Consider the following 18,116-nt stretch of genomic DNA (forward strand, 5'->3'; position numbering starts at 1 on the left):
ACGCTACCGGACACACCCGCCTGGGCGTGCGCGGCCTCAGGCCGCGGCGGCGTCGGCCTTGCCCAGCACGCCGGCGACGAAGGCGCGCAGGTCGGCGTCCTTGGCGTTGTCGAAGAAGCACTGCTGGAAGCGCGGGCCGCCCACGGCCTGCTTGACCAGTTCCGGGTCCAGCGCGCGCAGGCCGTCCAGGTAGGACTTGGCCAGGGCCTGCTTGACCTGGGTCAGGATGCCGGCGTTGGCCTGCTGCGATTCGCGGCGCTCGGCCGGGTAGCCCATGCCGCGCTCGCCGCTGAAGGCCTTCTCGAAGATATAGCGCACGTTGATCTCCGCGCCCCAGCCGTAGCCCTTGGCGAAGGCCAGCGCCAGCGCGTTGCCGTTGTTGACCTGGGCGAACAGGTAGGCGTCGGTCGGCTCGATGCAGTAGCCGCAGAACACGCCCGGATGCGCGTTGAGCGACATCATCGCGCCCTGGCCGGTGCCGCAGCCGGCGACCACGAAGTCCACCGCGCCGGCGTTGAGCAGCAGGCCGGCGCAGATGCCGAGGTGGATGTAGGTCAGGCGATGGTCGGCATCGCCGTCCATGCCGACGTTGAACACGCTGTGGCCCTGCGCGGCGGCGACGTCGTTGAGCTGCTGCAGGATCACCGGGTTCTTGGCGGCCTGGCTGAACTCGTTCATTAGAGCGATTTTCATGGGGGTCCTTTGCGTGGATTTGCTGAAGTGAGAAAACTGGGTTGGCTGGCTGACGTACCCTCATCCGCCCTTACGGGCACCTTCCCCCAAAAAGGGGGCGGAGGTCCCGGAGGGAGAAGGAAGGGCGGTTAGCGGGCTAGCCAGCCGCCGTCGACCGGGATGACCGTGCCGTTGACGTAGTCCGAGGCGCTGCTGGCCAGGAACACCGCGGTGCCGCCCAGGTCTTCCGGTACGCCCCAGCGGCCGGCCGGGATGCGGTCCAGGATCGCCTGGTTGCGCGCGGCGTCGGCGCGCAGCTGCGCGGTGTTGTCGGTGGCCATGTAACCGGGGGCGATGGCGTTGATGTTGACGCCCTTGGCGCCCCACTCGTTGGCCAGCAGGCGGGTGATGCCGGCGATGCCGGACTTGCTGGCGGTGTACGACGGCACGCGGATGCCGCCCTGGAACGACAGCATCGAGGCGATGTTGATGATCTTGCCGCTGCCCTGGGCGATGAAGTGGCGGCCGGCGGCCTGGCACATGAAGAACGCGGACTTGATGTTGACGTTCATGACGTCGTCCCAGTCCTGCTCGCTGAAGTCCACCGCATCGGCGCGGCGGATCAGCCCGGCGTTGTTGACCAGGATGTCGAGGCGGCCGAGGCCGGCCAGGGTCTCGTCGAGGATGCGCTGCACCGGCTCGATGCTGATCAGGTTGGCCTCGATGGCGACGAAGCGCCGGCCCAGCGCGGTGACCTTGGCCTCGGTCTCGGTGGGCGCGGCGATGCCGGCGGCGGCGATGTCGGCGCCGGCCTGCGCCAGCGCCACGGCGATGCCTTGGCCGAGGCCGGTGTTGGCGCCGGTGACCAGGGCGACCTTGCCTTCGAGACTGAACGGGTGGGTCATTGCGTGGACTCCTTGAGGGAATGCGGACGACGGGAATGGGAGCGGCGCGCGGGACGGCGGCCTACTTGAGCTGGCAGATGTCCAGCACGTGCATGTCGGTGTAGTCGAGGTTCTCGCCGCCCATCGCCCAGATGAAGGCGTAGTTGGCGGTGCCGGCGCCCATGTGGATCGACCACGGCGGCGACACCACGGCCTCGTTGTTCTGCACCACGATGTGGCGCTGCGCGTCCGGCTCGCCCATGAAGTGGTAGACGCGGTCGTTGGCGCCGAGGTCGAAGTAGAAATAGACCTCGCTGCGGCGGTCGTGCAGATGCGGCGGCATGGTGTTCCAGACGCTGCCCGGCTTGAGCACGGTCAGCCCCAGCAGCAGCTGCGAGGACTGGCAGGTGGCCGGCACGATGTACTGGTAGATGGTGCGTTCGTTGCTGGTCTCCAGCGCGCCGCGGTCCAGCGCCACCGCCTCGGCGATCGACAGCCGCTTGGTGGTGAAGCGCGCGTGCGCCGGGGTCGAGGCCAGGTAGAACTGCGCGGGCGTGGCCGCGTCGTCGGAGGCGAACACCACCTCGGCGCTGCCCATCGCCACGTACAGGCCGTCCTTCGGGCCCAGCGGATACGCGGTGCCGTCGACGGTGACGGTACCGCTGCCGGCGCCGACATTGATCACGCCCAGCTCGCGCCGCTCCAGGAACGGGTGGCCGGCGGCCGAGGCCGGTTCGGTCTGCGCCGGCAGCGTCAGCGCCCGCGTGCGTGGGGCGGCGCCGCCGAGCACGAAGCGCTCGTAGTGGGTGTACTTCAGGGTCACCGCATCGTCGACGAACAGGCCATCGAGCAGGTACAGGTCGCGCAACTGGTCGTTGCTGGCGCCCTTGATCGCGTCGGGATGGGTCGCGTAGTGGGTCTTGCAGTACAGGGACATGGGGCGCTCCAGTGCAGGCGACGGCATGTGGCAGCCCGCCACGGAGGACAGTCTAGCGGGTCTGGTAAACCGGTGTCATTCCGCAGTGCACGAAGTGCCGGGATTGGGGATTCGCGATTGGGGATGGAAGGCACTGCGCCGCGCGTGCGGCGCAGCGGCTCAGCGCGGCAGGGGTTGGCCGACGTCGATGCGGTTGCCGTCGGGGTCGGCGAAGACGAAGCAGCGCAGTCCGAAGTCGGCGTCGCGGATCGCCTTGATGATGCGGACGCCCTGCGCCTGCAGGCTGTCATACAGGGCCGCGGCGTCGTCGACGATCAGGTGGGCGACGTTGCTGGTGCTACCGCGGTGGTCGGGGCGCAGGGTCAGGTGCAGTTCGGCGTCGTCCTTCTTCAGGATCACGAAACCGACCGGGCTGCCGTTCTGGAACACGCTGCGGAAGCCCAGGCGGTCGGTGTAGAAGGCGACGGCGCGGGCGACATCGGCGACGGGCACGGTCGGCGCCAGGCGGCCGAAACGGACCGCGACGGGGGCGGGGATGGGGGACGACATGGCGAAGGCTCCTCGCAGGAAGGCCGCGCGGTCCGCCCGGGCGGTGCCGGAACGGAACGGGCCTTCGATGGGCGGAGCGGTGTCCGCACGGTCGGCGGCAGTGTAGACCGTTTGCGACGGGTCGGGAGGCGGGGGCGGGACACGTGCCTTGGCCGACATGTGGGTATGACGCATGGATGGCGTTGAAGCGCGCACGCCCCGCGGTCAGCGGGCGCTTCACTGCTTGCTTGGGAACGGCTCCCGGTCTCCTGGGAATCGTTCGCCGCGACAGTTCGGTTCTTGCGCGTCGCGGCTGAAGCCGCTCCCACAGGAATGCGCCGGGCATCCCTGTGGGAGGGACTTCAGTCCCCACGATGGAGGCTGTCAGTCGGCGTTCGGTTCGCTTGTCGCGTCTGCATGATCGTCGACTCCCACAAAGCGCCTGACACCCGCATTGCAGGTCGCTGACGCCGCTCCCGCAGCGGCGGAGGAGCGTGCGGCGGAGCCAGGCGAACTGCCGGGGCGCGCATCCCGCATCTCGCCGTGTCTTCGCGAGCGCCTGGCAGGCCGCAAGCCTCCGTTTGCCACCGCGCGCTGCGGCGCGTCTAGGGCGCGCGGCAGCTCGCCACGCCGCCGCGCTCAGTCTTCCGGCGGCTGGCAGGAGTCGCGCACGATCAGGTGCGGGCGCACGCTGGCCACCGCCAGCGACGGCGTGCCCTCGGGCTGGATCAGCATGGCCGCGGCGGTGCGGCCGGTGTCGCGGGTATGCCGGCGCACCGAGGTCAGCGAGGGCCACAGCCGCGAGGCCAGCGGGCTGTCGTCGTAGCCGATGATCGACAGCTGGCGCGGGATGTTGATGTTGGCGCGCAGCGCAACCTTGTACACGCCGGCGGCCATTTCGTCGTTGCCGGTGAAGATCGCGCTGGGGCGCTGCTTGCCCAGCAACAGCTTTTCCGCGGCGGCCACGCCCGATTCGAAGGTGTAGCCGGCCTCGACGATGCGCGCCGGCGGCAGTTCGATGCCGCGCCGGGTCAGCGCGTCGATGAAGCCGGCGGTGCGCTCGTGCGCCGAGCGGTAGGCGCTGGGGCCGGTGATCAGGGCGATGTCGCGGTGGCCCAGCGACAGCAGGTAGTCGGCGGCCTCGGCGGCGCCGTCGCGGTCGTGGGTGACCACCATCTGCGAGGTGTCGTCCAGCGGCAGCGAGGCGATGCGGGTGTAGCGCACGCCGATGCCGGCGAGCATGTCCGCCAGCGCCTGGTCCTCGGAGGCGCGCGGCACCAGGATCACCCCGTGCAGCTTCTGCTGCTGCACGAAGCGGCGCACGCCCTCGATGTAGCCGGGACTGCGGCTGTCGCAGGGATGCACCACCAGCTCGAAGCTGGAGCCGCGCAGTGCGTCCAGCGCGCCGTACTGCATGTCCACGATGTACTGCGCGGTGGGGTTGTCGTAGACCATGCCGATCAGGAACGAGCGACGGAACGCCAGCCCGCGCGCCAGCGGGTCCGGCGCGTAGCCGACCTCGCGCATCAGCGCCTCGACCTTCTCGCGGGTGTCTTTGCGCACCAGCGGCGAGTTGTTGATGATCCGCGACACGGTCTTCTTCGACACCCCGGACAGGCGCGCGATGTCGTTGATCGTCGCGGCCTTGCCGTGGGCGGAAGCGGGAGCATCGACGGAACGGGGCTTGTTCGGCGCCATGGACGGAAAACCGGGCGAAAGAAAGGGGATTCTACTGGGTGTCATGTCCGCTCCAGCGCACGGTCACGGAAGCGGTGTAGGCGCACCGCCCCGGTGACCGGCCGCGGCGCCGCCAAGGCCGGCAGCGGCGATCGGCGCGAACGGCCCGCGGTCATCCGCCTGGCGCGACCCGGCGCCGCCGGGCCGGCTCAGGCGCGCAGCGCGCGCGGCAGCCACAGCGACAGCTCCGGGAAGAACGCCACGATCAGCAGCACGCACAGCGCCGCCAGCCAGAACGGCCAGATGGTGCGCATGCTCTGGGCCACGGTGATCTGCCCGATCGAGGTGCCGATGAACAGCACCGAGCCCACCGGCGGGGTGATCAGGCCGATGCCGCCGGCCAGCACCATCACCAGGCCGAAGTGGATCGGATCGATGCCGTAGGCCTTGGCCACCGGCAGGAAGATCGGCGTGCAGATCAGGATCTTCGGCGCCAGGTCCATAAACATGCCCAGCAGCAGCAGCATCACCACGATCATCAGCAGCACGGTGTGCTGGCTGTGGGCGATGGACTGCAGGAAGTGCACCGCCGCCGCCGGCACCTGCAGGTAGGCCAGCAGCCAGCCGAACACCGCCGCGGTGGCGATCACGAACAGGATCACACCGGTGGTGCGCGCGGCATGCGTCACCGCGGCGAAGAACTCGGCCCAGCGCAGCTGCCGGTACAGCAGCGCGGTGACCAGCAGCGCGTACACCACCGCGATCGCCGCGCTCTCCACCGCGGTGAAGATGCCGGCGCGGATGCCGACGAAGATCAGCGCGACCAGGCCCAGGCCCGGCAGCGCCCCGACCAGGCGCAGCGCCACCGCGCGCCAGCCCGGGAACGCCTCGGTGCCGTAGCCGCGCGAGCGCGCCACCGCGTAGCCGGTGAGCATCATCGCCGCGGTCATCAGCAGCGCCGGGACGATGCCGGCGGCGAACAGGTCGGCGATCGACAGGCCGCCGCCGGCCGCGGCCGAGAACAGGATCAGGTTGTGCGAGGGCGGCACCAGCAGCGCGACCAGCGCCGCGGTCATGCTGACGTTGACCGCGTAGTCGCGGTCGTAGCCGCGGTTGATCATCTGCGGAATCATGGTGCCGCCGACCGCCGAGACGTCGGCGATGGCCGAGCCGGACACGCCGCCGAAGAACAGCGAGGACAGCACGCTGACCTGGCCCAGGCCGCCGCGCATGCGCCCCACCAGCGAGGACGCCAGCGCGATCAGGCGGTCGGAGATGCCGCCGCGCAGCATCAGTTCGCCGGCGAAGATGAACAACGGGATCGCGATCAGCGACGCCGAGCCGCTGCCGGCGGAGATCTGCTGCACCAGCACCACCGCCGGCAGATCCAGATACAGCAGCGTGGCCAGTGCGGCCGTGCCCAGCGCATACGCCACCGGCACGCCGATCAGCAGCAGCACCACGAACAATCCCAACAGGATGGCGATGGCCATGCTCAGTTCCTCCCCACGATGGTGCCCGGGCGCAGCACCCGCCAGGCCTGGTACAGCGCGAACACGCTCATCAGCGCGCCGCCGATCGACAGCGGCAGGTAGTTGATGCTCTGCGGCATCTGCGCGCCGGCCATCTTGATGTCCAGCCCGTCCAGCAGCAGCACCGCGCCCCACCACGCGATCACCGCACCGATGGCGGCCACCAGCAGCGGGCGCACCAGGTCGATGACGCGGCGCAGGCTGGCGTGCAGCGTCTCGGCCAGCAGGAAGAAACCGAAGTGGCGGCGGGTGTGCACGCCGGCGGCGGCGCCCAGGCTCATCGCCGTGCTCAGCAGCAGCAGCGTCACCGGCTCGGTCCAGCTCGGCGAGTCGTTGAGCACGTAGCGGGTGAACACCTGCCAGCCCTGCACCACCACCAGCCCGAGCAGGGCGGCGGCGGCGGTGCCGATGGCGAGGTTGGCGATCCGGTCCAGCAGCCGCTGCAGCGGCGGCACCGGGAGGGCGGGGGCGTGGTCGGTCATCGGCATGGGCTCAGGCGAAATCGCGGATGCGGCGGTAGAGGGCTTCGATCTCCGGCTGCTGCCGGTACTCGGCCAGCAGCGGCGCGGCGGCCTTGCGGAAGGCCGGCATGTCCACCTCGTTGATGGCCACGCCGTAGTCGATCACCTGCTGCCGCGCCTGCGCCTCGGAGGCATCCCACAGCCGGCGCATCACCGTCACCGACTGCCGCGCCGTCTGCAGCACCAGCGCGCGCTCGTCCGGCGTCAGCGTCTCGAAGCTGCGCCGGGACATCACCAGCACGTCCGGCGCGTACGAGTGATCGCTCTGCGACCAGTAGTGCGCGGCCTCGAAGTGGCGGCTGGACTGGAAGCTGCGCATGTTGTTCTCGGCGCCGTCGATCATGTGCGTTTCCATCGCCGAGAAGGTCTCGCCCAGCGACATCGGCGTCGGGTTGGCGCCGAGCATGCGCATCAGCTTGAGGAAGATGTCCGAGTTCGCCACGCGCAGCTTGAGCCCGTGCAGGTCCTTGGGCTGCCGCAGCGGATGCTTGGTGTTGTAGAAGCAGCGCGCGCCGGAGTCGTAGATCGCCAGCCCGACCAGGTCGCGCTGCTCGAAGCTGCGCAGGATGCTGTCGCCGACGTGGCCGTCGATCGCGCGGCGCAGGTGCGCCACCGAGTCGAACACGTACGGCAGGCATAGCGCCTGGGTCAGCGGGAAGGCGTTGTTCAACGCACCGGAGTACACGCGGGTGATGTCGATGGCGCCGAAGCGCGCCATGTCGATCGCCTCCGCCTCGCGACCGAGCTGGCCGGAGTGATACTCGCGCAGGCGCAGGCGGCCGCCGGTCTTCTGCTCCAGGGTCTGCCCGAACCAGCGCACCGCCTCCACGGTGGGGTAGTCGGCCACGTGCACGTCGGTGGCGGTGAGCAGGCGCGTGCCGCTGGCCTGCGCCAGCGCGCCCAGCGGCACGCCGGCCGCGGCCGCCGCGGTCAGGCCCGCGCCCAGGAATCGTCTACGAGTGATCATGCTGCGCCCTCCCGCGCGTCATTGCCGTCGCAGCCTAGGCCGCGACCGCCCTGCAGTGAAGTTCGCCGTAGCCGTCGAAGCGGATCGTCGCCTGCTGGCCGATGGCGATGTCGTGGATGCCGGTGGCGTTGCCGGTGGCGATCAGCTCGCCGCGGCGCAGCGGCCGGCCGCGCCTGGCCGAGCGCGCCAGCGCGAACGCGAACGCCGCACGCAGGCCGCCCGGCAACAGCGTGGCGCCGCCGGTGCCCACGCACTGGCCCTCGATCCAGGTCTCGGCGCGCAGCGCGGTCTCGTCCAGCGCGGTCCAGTTCGGCACCTGCGGCCCCAGCAGCAGGCCGTTGTTGTTGCCGAAATCGGAGATCACCACGCGCGGCCCCAGCTGGTTGATCGTGGCCAGCGGGCTGCTCGCCACTTCGACGCCGACGAACAGCGTCGCCGGCACCTGCACGGCCTGCTGTGGAGTCCAGTCCAGCTGGTCGGCCGGCACGTCCGCCTCCAGGCGCAGTACGTACTCGGCCTCGACCGCGCCGAAGCCGCCCTCGAACACCGGAATGTTCGTTGTTCCACCGGTGGCATTCCACAGCGCAGCCGCGAAGATCGGGCCCAGCAGGCGCTCGTCCCCGGAATGGTCGCGACGCTCGGGGGCGATGTAGCCGACCTTCCAGCCGACCACGCGGTCCGGCCATTGCGCGATCGCCAGGTCCTGCACGCGGTAGGCGGTCTCCAGATCGTCGGGGATGACACCGGGGAAATCGGGCAACGCACGGCCCTGGCGACGGGCCTGGACGAAGCGGGCCGCGATGTCGGCCAACGCGGGCGGTGGCGTCTGCGACGGGCCGGAAGGAAGGCTCAAGGGCATCTCCGCAAGGAATGTGGGGGATCGGAATTGCTGCGCCGCGCATCGACAGCGCGTTGCGCCGTTGTATATGGTAAACCGGTGTCATTGGCAATGTGCGGTGCGGCAAAAGGCCGCCTTGGCGGCCGGGATTCGGGATTGGGAATTCGGGATTGGCCAACGGCAAGGGCAAAAGCAAACACAACGGCAACGGCGGTGGGACGGCGCGTTGGCGGTGCCGCACGGTGTCGCAGACTGAGCGCCTAGGCCACGACCGGCGAGGAACCAATGCAACTGCAGCCATTCGATGAAGATGCGCGCCACGCGGATCCGCAACACGCGGCAAGCGCGCGGCCGCCGATCGCTGTCGCCCGCCGTCCCGGAGTGCGTGCCTGGACCGCACTGCTGGCCGTGGCCGGCGCGCTGTGTTGTGCGTTTGCTCCCGTCGCGGCCGTGGCGGCCGAGCGGCCGGCCAGCGAGAGCGCCGCCGAGCTGGCGGCGCGGCTGCCGCTGTGGCCTGGTCCGGCGCCGAGATCGACTGCCGGCCCCGAGCAGGCGCGCCTGGTCGAGCGCAGCGACGACCCGGCCCTGCCCGATCGCGCGCTCAGCGGCCGTTACCAGCCCTACCTGGTGGTGTACCGGCCGAAGCACCCGAACGGCAGCGCGCTGCTGGTCGCGCCCGGCGGCGGTTATGCGCGCGTGGTGCTGGACAAGGAAGGCACGGCGTTGGTGCCGATCTTCGCCGAACAAGCCGGCATCACCCTGTTCGTGCTGCGTTACCGGCTGCCCGATGCGGCCGCCGACGGTGCCGCGGCGCGCGACCAGCCGCTGGCCGACGCGCAGCGCGCGCTGCGCCTGATCCGCGCGCACGCCGCCGATTACGGCGTGGACCCGCACCGCATCGGCGCGATCGGCTTCTCCGCCGGCGGCCACGTCGCCGCCAGCCTCGGCACCCGCTACGACGATGCGGTGTACCCGGCGCGCGACGCGATCGACCGGGTCAGCGCGCGGCCGGATTTCCTGTTGCTGCTGTACCCGGTCATCGACATGGGCAGCGGCACCGCGGCGCACACCGGCTCGCGGCTGCGGCTGCTGGGCCGCCATCCGGACGCGGCGACCATGGCCGCCTACTCGCTGCAGAACCGGGTGCATGCCGGGATGCCGCCGACCTTCCTGGTGCACGCGCAGGACGATCCGGTGGTGCCGGAGGAGAACAGCCTGCTGTTCTACCAGGCGCTGCGCCAAGCCGGGGTGCCGGCCGAGCTACACCTGTTCGCGCATGGCGGACATGGCTTCGGCACCCGCGGCATCGCCGGCCTGCCGCTGGCGGCGTGGCCGCAACTGGCGCTGGGCTGGATGCGCAGCGTGCAGGACGATCCCCGCGCCCGCGCGCCGATCCTGCCAGCGGCGGGCACGCCGTGAGCCTTGCCGTGAGCGACCTCTCCACCACGCGGCGGCGCCCGCCTCGCCCGTCCCACGCCCGCGGCAGTCGCAAACGCGGCCACGCCGCCACACCCCACGCGTCCCCGATCGCCTAGCCAGGACACCGTCCACGCATGACCGCCCGCCCTCGCCTGCCCGCCCCACTCCCCACCGCGCCCGACGCGGCCGCCCCCGACGACCACGGTCGCCGCCGCTTCCTGCGCGACAGTGCGCTCGGCGCGCTGGCCGTCAGTGGCGCGCTGCCCGGTCTGGCGACCGCGGCGGTGCCGACGCCGACGGCACCGCTGGCGCGTACCCGCAGCGGCCGCATCCGCGGCGTGCGCGAGCAGGGCGTGTGCGTGTTCAAGGGCATTCCCTACGGCGCCGACACCGCGCCGCGGCGCTTCCAGCCGGCGCTGCAGGAACGGCCCTGGCACGGCGTGCGCGACTGCAGCGCCTATGGTGTGTCGGCGCCGCAGCGCGGGTCCGAGCCGGTCAGCGAGGACTGCCTGTTCCTCAACGTCTGGACCCCAGGCCTGCGCGACGGTGCGAAGCGTCCGATCCTGTTCTACATCCATGGCGGCGCCTACAACAACGGCTCCGGCAGCGACCCGCTGTACGACGGCGTGCGCCTGTGCCAGCGCGGCGACGTGGTGGTGGTGAGCGTCAATCACCGCCTCAACGCCTTCGGCTATCTGTACCTGGCGCCGTTCGGCGGCGACGCCTATGCCGCCTCCGGCAATGTCGGCCAGCTCGACCTGGTGCAGGCGTTGCAGTGGGTGCGTGCGCATGCGGCCGAGTTCGGCGGCGATGCCGGCAACGTCACCGTGTTCGGCCAGTCCGGCGGCGGCGCCAAGATCGCCACGCTGATGGCGATGCCGGCCGCACAGGGCCTGTTCCACCGCGCCTGGACCATGAGCGGGCAGCAGGTCACCGCCGCCGGGCCGCGAGCCGCCGGCCAGCGCGCGCAGTTGCTGCTGCAGGCGCTGCAGGTGGAACCATCGCAATTGGACACGCTGCGCACACTGCCGCTGCAGCGCGTGCTCGAGGCCACGCGCACGCCCGATCCCTCGCGCGCCGAGACCACGGCGCTGTACCTGGGCCCGGTGCTGGATGCGCAGGTGCTGCACCGGCATCCGTTCTGGCCGGACGCGCCGCCGCAGTCGGCGCGCATTCCGATGGTGATCGGCAACACCCACGACGAGACCCGCGCCTTCCTCGGCCACGACCCGGCCAACTTCGCGCTGAGCTGGGATGCCTTGCCGGACAAGCTGGCGCAGGAGCAGTACGTGGACCTGTCGCCGCAGGTGGTGATCGCCGAGTACCGGCGGCTGTATCCGCACTACACGCCGAGCGAGGTGTTCTTCGCCGCGACCACCGCCGGCCGCTCCTGGCGCGGCGCGGTGGAGGAAGCCGAGGCGCGCGCGCGGCAGGGTGCGCCGACCTGGGTCTACCAGCTCGACTGGGGCTCCCCGCTGGACGGCGGCAAGTTCGGCGCCTTCCACACCCTGGACATCCCGCTGGTGTTCGACAACATCCGCCAGCCCGGGTCGCGCACCGGCGACGGCGCCGACGCGCAGCGCATGGCCGATGCGATGAGCGCAGCGTTGCTGGCCTTCGCTCGCCATGGCGACCCCAACCACGCCGGCCTGCCGCGCTGGGAACCGTATTCGCTGGCCCAGCGCGAAACCCTGCTGTTCGACACGGAGAGCCGCCTGGCGCACGACCCGCGCGGCGGCGAGCGCCGGCTCTACGCGCAGGTGCCGTTCGTGCAGCGCGGGACGTTCTGAGGCGGCGGTGGTCAAGTGCCGTGCGGCGTTCGCGGCCGTCGACGAAGCACGTGTGCGCGCCCGTCGAAAGCAGAGGCGCGCTTCCCGGGTCGGTTGGTGTGCCGCGTCGGGACTGAAGTCCCTCCCACAATGGCGGCTGCTGCGGCGTCGGTCGCAAGGGGTGATGCGCCGGCTCAGCGCGCTACCAGCCAGTGTCCTCGGCCAGCACCACGCGGTTGCCGACGGCGCGCGCGGAATCCAGCAATGCCTCGGCCCGTCGCATCAGCGTGGCCGGCGTGTCCTCGGGCGTAGCCAGCAGCGCACCGACGCTCACCGTCAACGGCTGTGCATCCGCCGCATCCTGCGCAATCGCCATCACCTCGACCATGTCGCGCAGCGCCGGCGCCACCTGGCGCAGGTGCGCGCCGCTGGCGTCGTACAGCACCAGCGCGAAGCGGTCGGCGCCGATGCGCATGGCCACGTCCAGCGGCCGCAGCAGACATTGCATGGCCTCTGCCACCTCCAGCACCGCGCGGTCGGCGGCCCCGGCGCCGCTACGCTGGTTCAGCGCGGCGAAGCCGTCGAGTTCGACCAGGATCAGCGCCAGGCCGCGCTGCAGGCGCCTGCGCTCGGCCAGCGCCACCGCCAGGTGTTCGTCGAAGCGGCGGCGGTCGCCCAGGCCGGTAAGCGCGTCGCGCAAGGCCTCGTCGTCGCGCACCCGCCGCTGCAGGAAGCCTTCGCGGCGCGAGTGTTCGCGCAGGTAGCCGCCGACCGCGCCGACCGGCACCGCGGTCCACAGCAGCCACTGCAGGCGCAGGTAGGCATCGTGCGCCGTGCCCTCCAGCAGCAGGTGGCCGGCCACGGCGCTGATCGCGCACAGCAACAGCGCCACCGCCACGCTCTGCCACAACGCCATGCCCAACGGGAAGAAGCCGGCCACGATCACCAGGGTCATCACCGCCGCCGCATAGCGCAGCTCCTGCGGCGGGTAGCCGATGCTCGACAGCACCAGCCCGGTGCCGCCGACCAGCAGCAACAGCGCGGCGCGGCCGGGGCCGTGCGTATCGGCGCGGTGGATCGCGGCCGCCACCCACAGCAGCGCCAGCAGGGTCGCCACGCGCACCGCCACCGCATAGCCAAGCAGGCCGCCGCCGCGCCAGCCGAAATGCACCGCGTCCCAGCCCAGCAGCAGCAGCGCGATCAATACGCCCAGCGAGGCCGCCACGCGCTGCGCGAAGCCCAGCGTGGCGGCGGTGTAGTGGCGGTACGCCCGTTCCAGCGGAGGATCGAAACGCAGCGCGGCGAATCCCTTGCGCAGTTGCGCCGCGTAGGCCTCGCCCGGCGGTGCGTCGTGTGGCTCCTGGTAACGCTCGTGCATGCAGTCCCCTGTCGACGGCAACGCGGCGCGAAGTGCGGATCAGGTCACATCAGATCGTGTCACCCGATTCGGTTTCGCGCGGACGCTGCGGTGCCCACGTCGAGACCATGAAAAAGCACCGGCGCGTGATTGTCCACTTTCGGGACGATCGGTTGCGTGACAGCGGCACCCTACCGTGCCGCATGGCGCGGCGCGTCAGCGCGGCGGCGGGAACGCCCACACGCTGTGCGGATCGCCGCCCTGCCCGCGGCGATACGCGGCGCGCGCCATCTGCCAGTAGGCCCAGGCCAACGCCAGCGCGCAGGCGTCGATGGCCAGCAGCGTGACGCTGCTCCACGGCGCCACCCAGCCGGCGGCGCCGCGCAATCCGGCCAGCGGCACCAGCGCGGTCAGCACCGCACAGGCCAGCAGCAGTTCGTAGGCGCCGCGCGCGGTGGGACGCAGCAGCGCCCAGGCTAGGCCGAGCGCGAACACGGCGTAGTACGCCCCGCGCTCCATCCCCGGCGGCAGCAGGCGCGCGGCCACGAACAGCGCCGACACCCCGGCCACGCAGCCCAGGCAGACGCCGGTGGTCAGCCGCGCCATGACGTGGGTGCGCAAGGGCTGCGCGACCTGGCGGCGCTTGCGCCGCGCTTCCACCCACAGCAGGTTGCCGCTGTAGAACAGGAACGCGCCGCCGAGCCCGAGCAGGAAGTACAGCCACTGCAGCGGCCAGCGCCCGTAGTCGCCGAAGTGCAGGGTCTGCAGGCCGCGCAGCGCGGCCACGCCCGGCGACATGGTCTTCGGCGACAGCACCCGCAACACCTTGCCGTCGGCCGCGCGCAGCGCCACGCCGCCGAGCGTGTTGAGCCGGCGCTGCTCCTGGTGGCCGTACAGCTCCACCTGCGCGTTGGCGTCGCCGGCATCGTGGAAGGACAGGCTCTCCGGCACGAAGCCGGGATTGGCCGCGCGTGCCCGCTTCACCAGCTCGGCCACCGGCAGCATCGGCGCGGCCACGTGCGCCGGCTGCACGTGCGGGGCCAGTTCGAAGTCCGGCTGCAGCACCTGCATCAGCTTGCCGTCGAACACCAGGTACTGGAACGGCGCCAGCAGCAGCACGCCCAGGGTCAGCACCGCGCCGGACCAGGCGAAGATCACGTGGAACGGCAGCGACAGCATGCCGATGGCGTTGTGCGCGTCCTGCCACAGGCGCTTGACGTTGCGGCCGCGGCGCAGCGCGAACAGGTCCTTGAGCAGCACCGGCGCGTACAGCACCACGCCGCTGACCAGGGCCACCCCGTACAGCAGGCAGACCACCCCGAACAGGTAGGTGCCGAAGGTGCGCGGCAGCCCGGCAGTGAAGTGCAGGTCGTACAGGAACGCGACGAAGCCGCTGCGCTGCGGCAGCTGCACCGGCTGCCCGTCGGCACCGGGCTGGAACTGCACCATGCCGCCGAAGGCCTGCTGCGCGGCCGGCCCGAACGCGAACAACTGCGGCTGCGTGCGGCCCTCGCCGGGCAGCATCAGCGTGTACGACTCGGCCAGCGCCGGATGCCGCGCCAGCACCGCATCGGCCAGCGCCTGCGCGGCCTGCTCCGGCGGCAACGCCGGAGCCTGCACCACGGCAGGACGTGGCCACCGCTCCAGGTCGTGGGTGAACACATTGATCGCCCCGGCGTAGAAGGCGATGAACAAGGCCATGCCGGCGAGCAGGCCCATCCAGCTGTGCGCCGACAGGAACTGGCGCAGGGTCGCGGCCTTCATGCGCTCACCTGCACGAGGTGGGTGGCCTTGAGCAGGTAAAGCGCCACGTAGCACAGTGCGGTCGCACCGCCCAGCCACAGCCACGCGCGTGCGCCGCTGCGGAACACGAAGGCCAGCGACATCGCGCCGACCCACAGCGGGAACACCAGCAACAGCCACGGCAGCGTGTGCACCTGCAGGTCGCCCGGCCACAGCAGCACGCACACCCCGATGACGCCCACCGCCAGCGGCAGGCCCAGCACGATCGCCGCCAGCCACCTAGCCCACATCGGTGTCGCCTCCGTGCAGGTGCCGCCAGGCATCCAGGTACGGCAGGGCTACCGCCGCGAGCATCGTCGCGCTCAGCGCGGCGAAGACGCCGGCCCACACGCCCAGCGCCGACATCGCCGCACCCAACGCGGCCACGCACAGTAGCGAGCCGGCCACGCGCAGCGCGCGCGCGTGCCGGCGCCAGGCCGGACGCAGCAGCTGGTGCGCGGTGGCCAGGTAGAACGCCAGCGCCGCCAGCGCGGCGGCCAGCAGGTAGCCCGCGGTCGCGATAGCCGACATCACCAGCGCGCCTCGAAGCCGATGCCCACCACGCGTGGTGCGCCCAACAGCGCGATCGGATCGCTGGCCCAGCGGTACTGCACGGAGTGCCGGTCCAGCAGGTTGTTGGCGAAGATCCATGCGCTCCAGTCCAGGGTCTCGTAGCCGAGCTTGGCGTTGACCAGGGTGCGCGAGGCCAGTTGCACCGCACCGGCGCCGACGTCGGTGTAGACGCGGTCGCGGTAGCTGGCGTTGAGGTTGGCCAGCCAGCCGTCGGCGAAGCGCCAGTTGGCGCCCAGCGCGGCGGTCCAGCGCGGCGCGTAGGCGAACGCGCTGCCGGCATAGTCGGTCACCTCGGCGCCGACGATGGTGGCGAAGCTGTCGTAGCGGGTGTGCGAGAAGCCCAGCGAGCCGTACCAGTCGAACGCCTCGTCGAGGCGGTGGCTGAGCTCCAGCTCGCCGCCGTACAGGTGCGCGCGGCCGGCGTTGACGGTGTTGTAGTCGTAGCTGTTGAGGCCGAAGTAGGCGGTGGCCTGCTTGTCCTCCCAGTCGATGTAGTAGGCGTTGGCGTTGAGGGTCAGGCGCCGATCCAGCCACTGCGAGCGCAGCGCCGCCTCGTAGTTCCAGGTGTATTCCGGGTCGTAGGCGAAGGCCTGGCTGCGCGCGACGTTGAAGCTGGAGCCGCCGGAGCGGTAGCCGCGCTGCACCACCAGGCTCGCCGACAGGTCCGGGTTCCACTCGTAGCGCGCGCCCAGCTTGGGCAGCAGCGCATCGAAGTCGCGCGTGTTCCACGCCACCTCGCCGCTGGCCGAGCGCACGATGCCGGCCACGCCCTGGTTGATCGCGGCGATTGCCCGATACAGCGCGGTGCCGCTGGCGGCGAATGCGGCCGGGTCCGGATACACGCCGGCGAAGGTGGCGGCGGTGTCCGAGGCCATGGCGTAGCGCTGGCGGTCGTAGCGCAGGCCGCCCAGCAGCGAGAAGCCGCCGGCGATGCGCCACTGTCCGTCGGCGAACAGCGCGCGGTTGCTCGAGCGGCTGGGGTTGGCGGCGCTGTAGTCCACCGGAATCACCGGCAGCACCTGCGCATAGCGCGCGGCGATGGCACTGGCGCTGGCTGCCGGGAAGCCGGCGCTGCCCAGCAATCGTGCGATGGTCGCGGTCGGGGTGGCGACGTTGGTCAACGAGCGCGCATCGTTGTCTTCCACGTGCCGCGCCCAGTACGCGCCGATCAGGCCCTGCAGCGCTGGGCCCTCGTAGCGCAGGCGCAGTTCCTGCGAGGCGGTGGTGGTGGCGATCTGCCGCTGCGAATAGGCGGTGTTGGCCGGGCCGCGGTCCAGGTCCCAGGTGCTGAACGAATCGACCTTGTTCCAGGCGCTGACCGAGGACAGCGACCAGGCCTCGGCAAGGGCGTAGTCGGCCTGCAGGGTGACGATGTCGCTGTCGGTGCGGGTGCGGTCCGGGGTGTTGTTGGTGGCGTAGCGGTGCTGAAAGTAATCGGGCAGGTCGGTGCGCACGTAGCTGTACATGTACGGCCCGGTGCGGTGCGCGCGGGTATAGCCGAGCTGCACCTTGAGCCCGGGCAGCGCCGACGGCGTCCATAGCAGCTTGCCGCGGTAGATCGCCGAGACCAGCGCGTCGTCGGAGGCCTGGCGGGTGAGGTTCCAGTTGTAGCCGGCGAAGCTGCGTTGCTCGGCCGAGACCCGGAACGCCAGTTCGTCGGCGACGATCGGCCCGCCGACGGCGCCGGCCAGGCTGCGGTCGGACGGATCGGAGGCGAGCACGCGCAGCTTGCCCTGCCAGTCCATGGTCGGCTCGGCGGTGCGCAGGATCACTGCGCCGGCCAGCGCGTTCTCGCCCTGCAGGGTCGATTGCGGGCCGCGCAGGATCTCCACCTGCTGCAGGTCCCACAGGCTCAGCGGCGCCCAGCTGATCGCGGTCTGCGGCAGCGCCGCGCCGTCCAGGTAGATGGTGGCCAGCGGTGCATCGCCGCCGCCGTCCATGTCGCGGATGCCGCGGATGCTGAAACCGGCATCGCCGTAGGTCTGCGCCACGTTGGCGGTGCGGTTGAACACCTCGTAGACGCTCTGCAGGTTCTCCTGCTCGATGCGCGCTTCGGTGGTGACGGCGACCGAGCTGGTCGTGTCCTGCACGCTGCGGCCGCTCTTCTCGCCGGTAACGACGATCTGGTCGAGGGTGGTGGGATCAGGGGGCGGCGCGGCATCGGCGGCGGCGGCGCGCGTTGGCGGCGCCCAGCTCAGCAGGACGGATACCACATACAAGGACAACACGGACCGCGCGACGCGCATGCACCACTTCCCCCGAAAGACTCACGGTTGAAGGCATGGCGGCGGCTGTGCCTGGCTGCCGGACGCGGCAGCGCTGGGCGCGGACTTTAGCAGAGCGGGGGCGGGGCTGCCATGGGATTTGGGATGGGTGGCAGGTTTGTCGCGGGCCTCAGGCCACAGGCGTCGGCGTCGGGGTCGGGGTCGGGACCTCGGGCCTCGAGGGCTCGGGCGGTCGTAGGAGCGGCTTTAGCCGCGACCGGGCTTTACCGTGGAGGTCGCGGTCGCGGCTGACGCCGCTCCTACGGTTCTTCTTGTCTGACACTCATGCTTGAAGCAACAGCAAAGGCTTTCGCCTTGCGGCGAGTTACTTTTCTTTGCTCGCGCAAAGAAAAGGTAACCAAAAGAAAGCGCGCCCTGCCTTCGCGCCCTCCGCGC

16 protein-coding genes are annotated in these 18,116 nt (G+C 71.1%); 2 read left to right on the forward strand and 14 right to left on the reverse strand.

Annotation, left to right across the window (positions count from 1 at the left end; genetic code table 11):
* Nucleotides 1–36: 36 nt before the first annotated feature.
* The 9 genes from PIQ37_RS19865 to PIQ37_RS19905 form a co-directional block, all read right to left on the reverse strand.
* Nucleotides 37–693 (reverse strand): RpiB/LacA/LacB family sugar-phosphate isomerase, encoded by a 657-nt coding sequence (locus tag PIQ37_RS19865; RefSeq protein ID WP_026144165.1) that lies wholly within the window; start codon nt 691–693, stop codon nt 37–39.
* Between the two features lie 128 nt (nt 694–821).
* Nucleotides 822–1,577 (reverse strand): 2-dehydro-3-deoxy-D-gluconate 5-dehydrogenase KduD, encoded by a 756-nt coding sequence (kduD, locus tag PIQ37_RS19870; protein ID WP_010343054.1) that lies wholly within the window; start codon nt 1,575–1,577, stop codon nt 822–824.
* A 61-nt stretch (nt 1,578–1,638) separates the two neighbouring features.
* Nucleotides 1,639–2,493, reverse strand: coding sequence for a 5-dehydro-4-deoxy-D-glucuronate isomerase (gene kduI, locus PIQ37_RS19875; protein WP_267106095.1), 855 nt, complete (start codon nt 2,491–2,493; stop codon nt 1,639–1,641).
* Nucleotides 2,494–2,652: 159 nt separating this feature from the next.
* Nucleotides 2,653–3,042, reverse strand: a complete 390-nt coding sequence (locus tag PIQ37_RS19880; protein ID WP_342074791.1) for a VOC family protein — start codon at nt 3,040–3,042, stop codon at nt 2,653–2,655.
* A 618-nt stretch (nt 3,043–3,660) separates the two neighbouring features.
* Entirely contained in the window at nt 3,661–4,719 is a 1,059-nt protein-coding gene (locus PIQ37_RS19885) for a LacI family DNA-binding transcriptional regulator (protein ID WP_017907811.1), read from the reverse strand.
* A 188-nt stretch (nt 4,720–4,907) separates the two neighbouring features.
* Nucleotides 4,908–6,191: a TRAP transporter large permease gene (locus PIQ37_RS19890; RefSeq protein ID WP_317844240.1), complete on the reverse strand. Its 1,284-nt coding sequence runs from the start codon at nt 6,189–6,191 to the stop codon at nt 4,908–4,910.
* A 2-nt stretch (nt 6,192–6,193) separates the two neighbouring features.
* Nucleotides 6,194–6,712: a TRAP transporter small permease gene (locus tag PIQ37_RS19895; RefSeq protein WP_342074792.1), complete on the reverse strand. Its 519-nt coding sequence runs from the start codon at nt 6,710–6,712 to the stop codon at nt 6,194–6,196.
* Nucleotides 6,713–6,722: 10 nt separating this feature from the next.
* Entirely contained in the window at nt 6,723–7,718 is a 996-nt protein-coding gene (locus PIQ37_RS19900; protein ID WP_342074793.1) for a TRAP transporter substrate-binding protein, read from the reverse strand.
* Between the two features lie 34 nt (nt 7,719–7,752).
* Entirely contained in the window at nt 7,753–8,577 is an 825-nt protein-coding gene (locus PIQ37_RS19905) for a 2-keto-4-pentenoate hydratase (protein ID WP_407136930.1), read from the reverse strand.
* 381 nt (nt 8,578–8,958) lie between these two features.
* Here PIQ37_RS19905 and PIQ37_RS19910 point away from each other — a divergent pair, with 381 nt between their 5' ends.
* Nucleotides 8,959–9,975 carry an alpha/beta hydrolase gene (locus PIQ37_RS19910; protein ID WP_407136936.1) on the forward strand — a complete coding sequence of 339 codons (1,017 nt, stop codon included), beginning with the start codon at nt 8,959–8,961 and terminating at the stop codon, nt 9,973–9,975.
* A 134-nt stretch (nt 9,976–10,109) separates the two neighbouring features.
* Nucleotides 10,110–11,765 carry a carboxylesterase/lipase family protein gene (locus tag PIQ37_RS19915; RefSeq protein WP_342074795.1) on the forward strand — a complete coding sequence of 552 codons (1,656 nt, stop codon included), beginning with the start codon at nt 10,110–10,112 and terminating at the stop codon, nt 11,763–11,765.
* 181 nt (nt 11,766–11,946) lie between these two features.
* Here the strand turns inward: PIQ37_RS19915 and PIQ37_RS19920 are convergent, their stop codons facing one another.
* The 5 genes from PIQ37_RS19920 to PIQ37_RS19940 all read right to left on the reverse strand — a co-directional run bounded on the left by PIQ37_RS19920 (nt 11,947) and on the right by PIQ37_RS19940 (nt 17,684).
* Nucleotides 11,947–13,122, reverse strand: a complete 1,176-nt coding sequence (locus PIQ37_RS19920; protein ID WP_342074796.1) for a GGDEF domain-containing protein — start codon at nt 13,120–13,122, stop codon at nt 11,947–11,949.
* Nucleotides 13,123–13,317: 195 nt separating this feature from the next.
* A complete protein-coding gene (locus PIQ37_RS19925; protein ID WP_342074797.1) occupies nt 13,318–14,865 on the reverse strand; it encodes a PepSY-associated TM helix domain-containing protein in 1,548 nt (515 codons plus the stop codon).
* A complete protein-coding gene (locus PIQ37_RS19930; protein WP_342074798.1) occupies nt 14,862–15,134 on the reverse strand; it encodes a hypothetical protein in 273 nt (90 codons plus the stop codon). The genes PIQ37_RS19925 and PIQ37_RS19930 overlap by 4 nt, the downstream gene beginning before the upstream one ends.
* On the reverse strand, nt 15,124–15,414 hold the full coding sequence (locus PIQ37_RS19935; RefSeq protein WP_342074799.1) for a hypothetical protein: 291 nt from the start codon (nt 15,412–15,414) through the stop codon (nt 15,124–15,126). The genes PIQ37_RS19930 and PIQ37_RS19935 overlap by 11 nt, the downstream gene beginning before the upstream one ends.
* Nucleotides 15,414–17,684 carry a TonB-dependent receptor gene (locus PIQ37_RS19940; RefSeq protein ID WP_342074800.1) on the reverse strand — a complete coding sequence of 757 codons (2,271 nt, stop codon included), beginning with the start codon at nt 17,682–17,684 and terminating at the stop codon, nt 15,414–15,416. Before PIQ37_RS19940 ends, PIQ37_RS19935 begins: the two co-directional genes overlap by 1 nt.
* Nucleotides 17,685–18,116 lie beyond the last annotated feature (432 nt).

The organism is Xanthomonas protegens (genome assembly GCF_038442435.1).
GTDB lineage: Bacteria > Pseudomonadota > Gammaproteobacteria > Xanthomonadales > Xanthomonadaceae > Xanthomonas_A > Xanthomonas_A sontii.

Bases quoted from the DNA above. Each gene is read 5' to 3' on its own strand.
- PIQ37_RS19865 (WP_026144165.1), bottom strand. From the start codon at position 693: ATGAAAATCGCTCTAATGAACGAGTTCAGCCAGGCCGCCAAGAACCCG.
- kduD (WP_010343054.1), bottom strand. From the start codon at position 1,577: ATGACCCACCCGTTCAGTCTCGAAGGCAAGGTCGCCCTGGTCACCGGC.
- kduI (WP_267106095.1), bottom strand. From the start codon at position 2,493: ATGTCCCTGTACTGCAAGACCCACTACGCGACCCATCCCGACGCGATC.
- PIQ37_RS19880 (WP_342074791.1), bottom strand. From the start codon at position 3,042: ATGTCGTCCCCCATCCCCGCCCCCGTCGCGGTCCGTTTCGGCCGCCTG.
- PIQ37_RS19885 (WP_017907811.1), bottom strand. From the start codon at position 4,719: ATGGCGCCGAACAAGCCCCGTTCCGTCGATGCTCCCGCTTCCGCCCAC.
- PIQ37_RS19890 (WP_317844240.1), bottom strand. From the start codon at position 6,191: ATGGCCATCGCCATCCTGTTGGGATTGTTCGTGGTGCTGCTGCTGATC.
- PIQ37_RS19895 (WP_342074792.1), bottom strand. From the start codon at position 6,712: ATGACCGACCACGCCCCCGCCCTCCCGGTGCCGCCGCTGCAGCGGCTG.
- PIQ37_RS19900 (WP_342074793.1), bottom strand. From the start codon at position 7,718: ATGATCACTCGTAGACGATTCCTGGGCGCGGGCCTGACCGCGGCGGCC.
- PIQ37_RS19905 (WP_407136930.1), bottom strand. From the start codon at position 8,577: ATGCCCTTGAGCCTTCCTTCCGGCCCGTCGCAGACGCCACCGCCCGCG.
- PIQ37_RS19915 (WP_342074795.1), top strand. From the start codon at position 10,110: ATGACCGCCCGCCCTCGCCTGCCCGCCCCACTCCCCACCGCGCCCGAC.
- PIQ37_RS19920 (WP_342074796.1), bottom strand. From the start codon at position 13,122: ATGCACGAGCGTTACCAGGAGCCACACGACGCACCGCCGGGCGAGGCC.
- PIQ37_RS19925 (WP_342074797.1), bottom strand. From the start codon at position 14,865: ATGAAGGCCGCGACCCTGCGCCAGTTCCTGTCGGCGCACAGCTGGATG.
- PIQ37_RS19930 (WP_342074798.1), bottom strand. From the start codon at position 15,134: ATGTGGGCTAGGTGGCTGGCGGCGATCGTGCTGGGCCTGCCGCTGGCG.
- PIQ37_RS19935 (WP_342074799.1), bottom strand. From the start codon at position 15,414: ATGTCGGCTATCGCGACCGCGGGCTACCTGCTGGCCGCCGCGCTGGCG.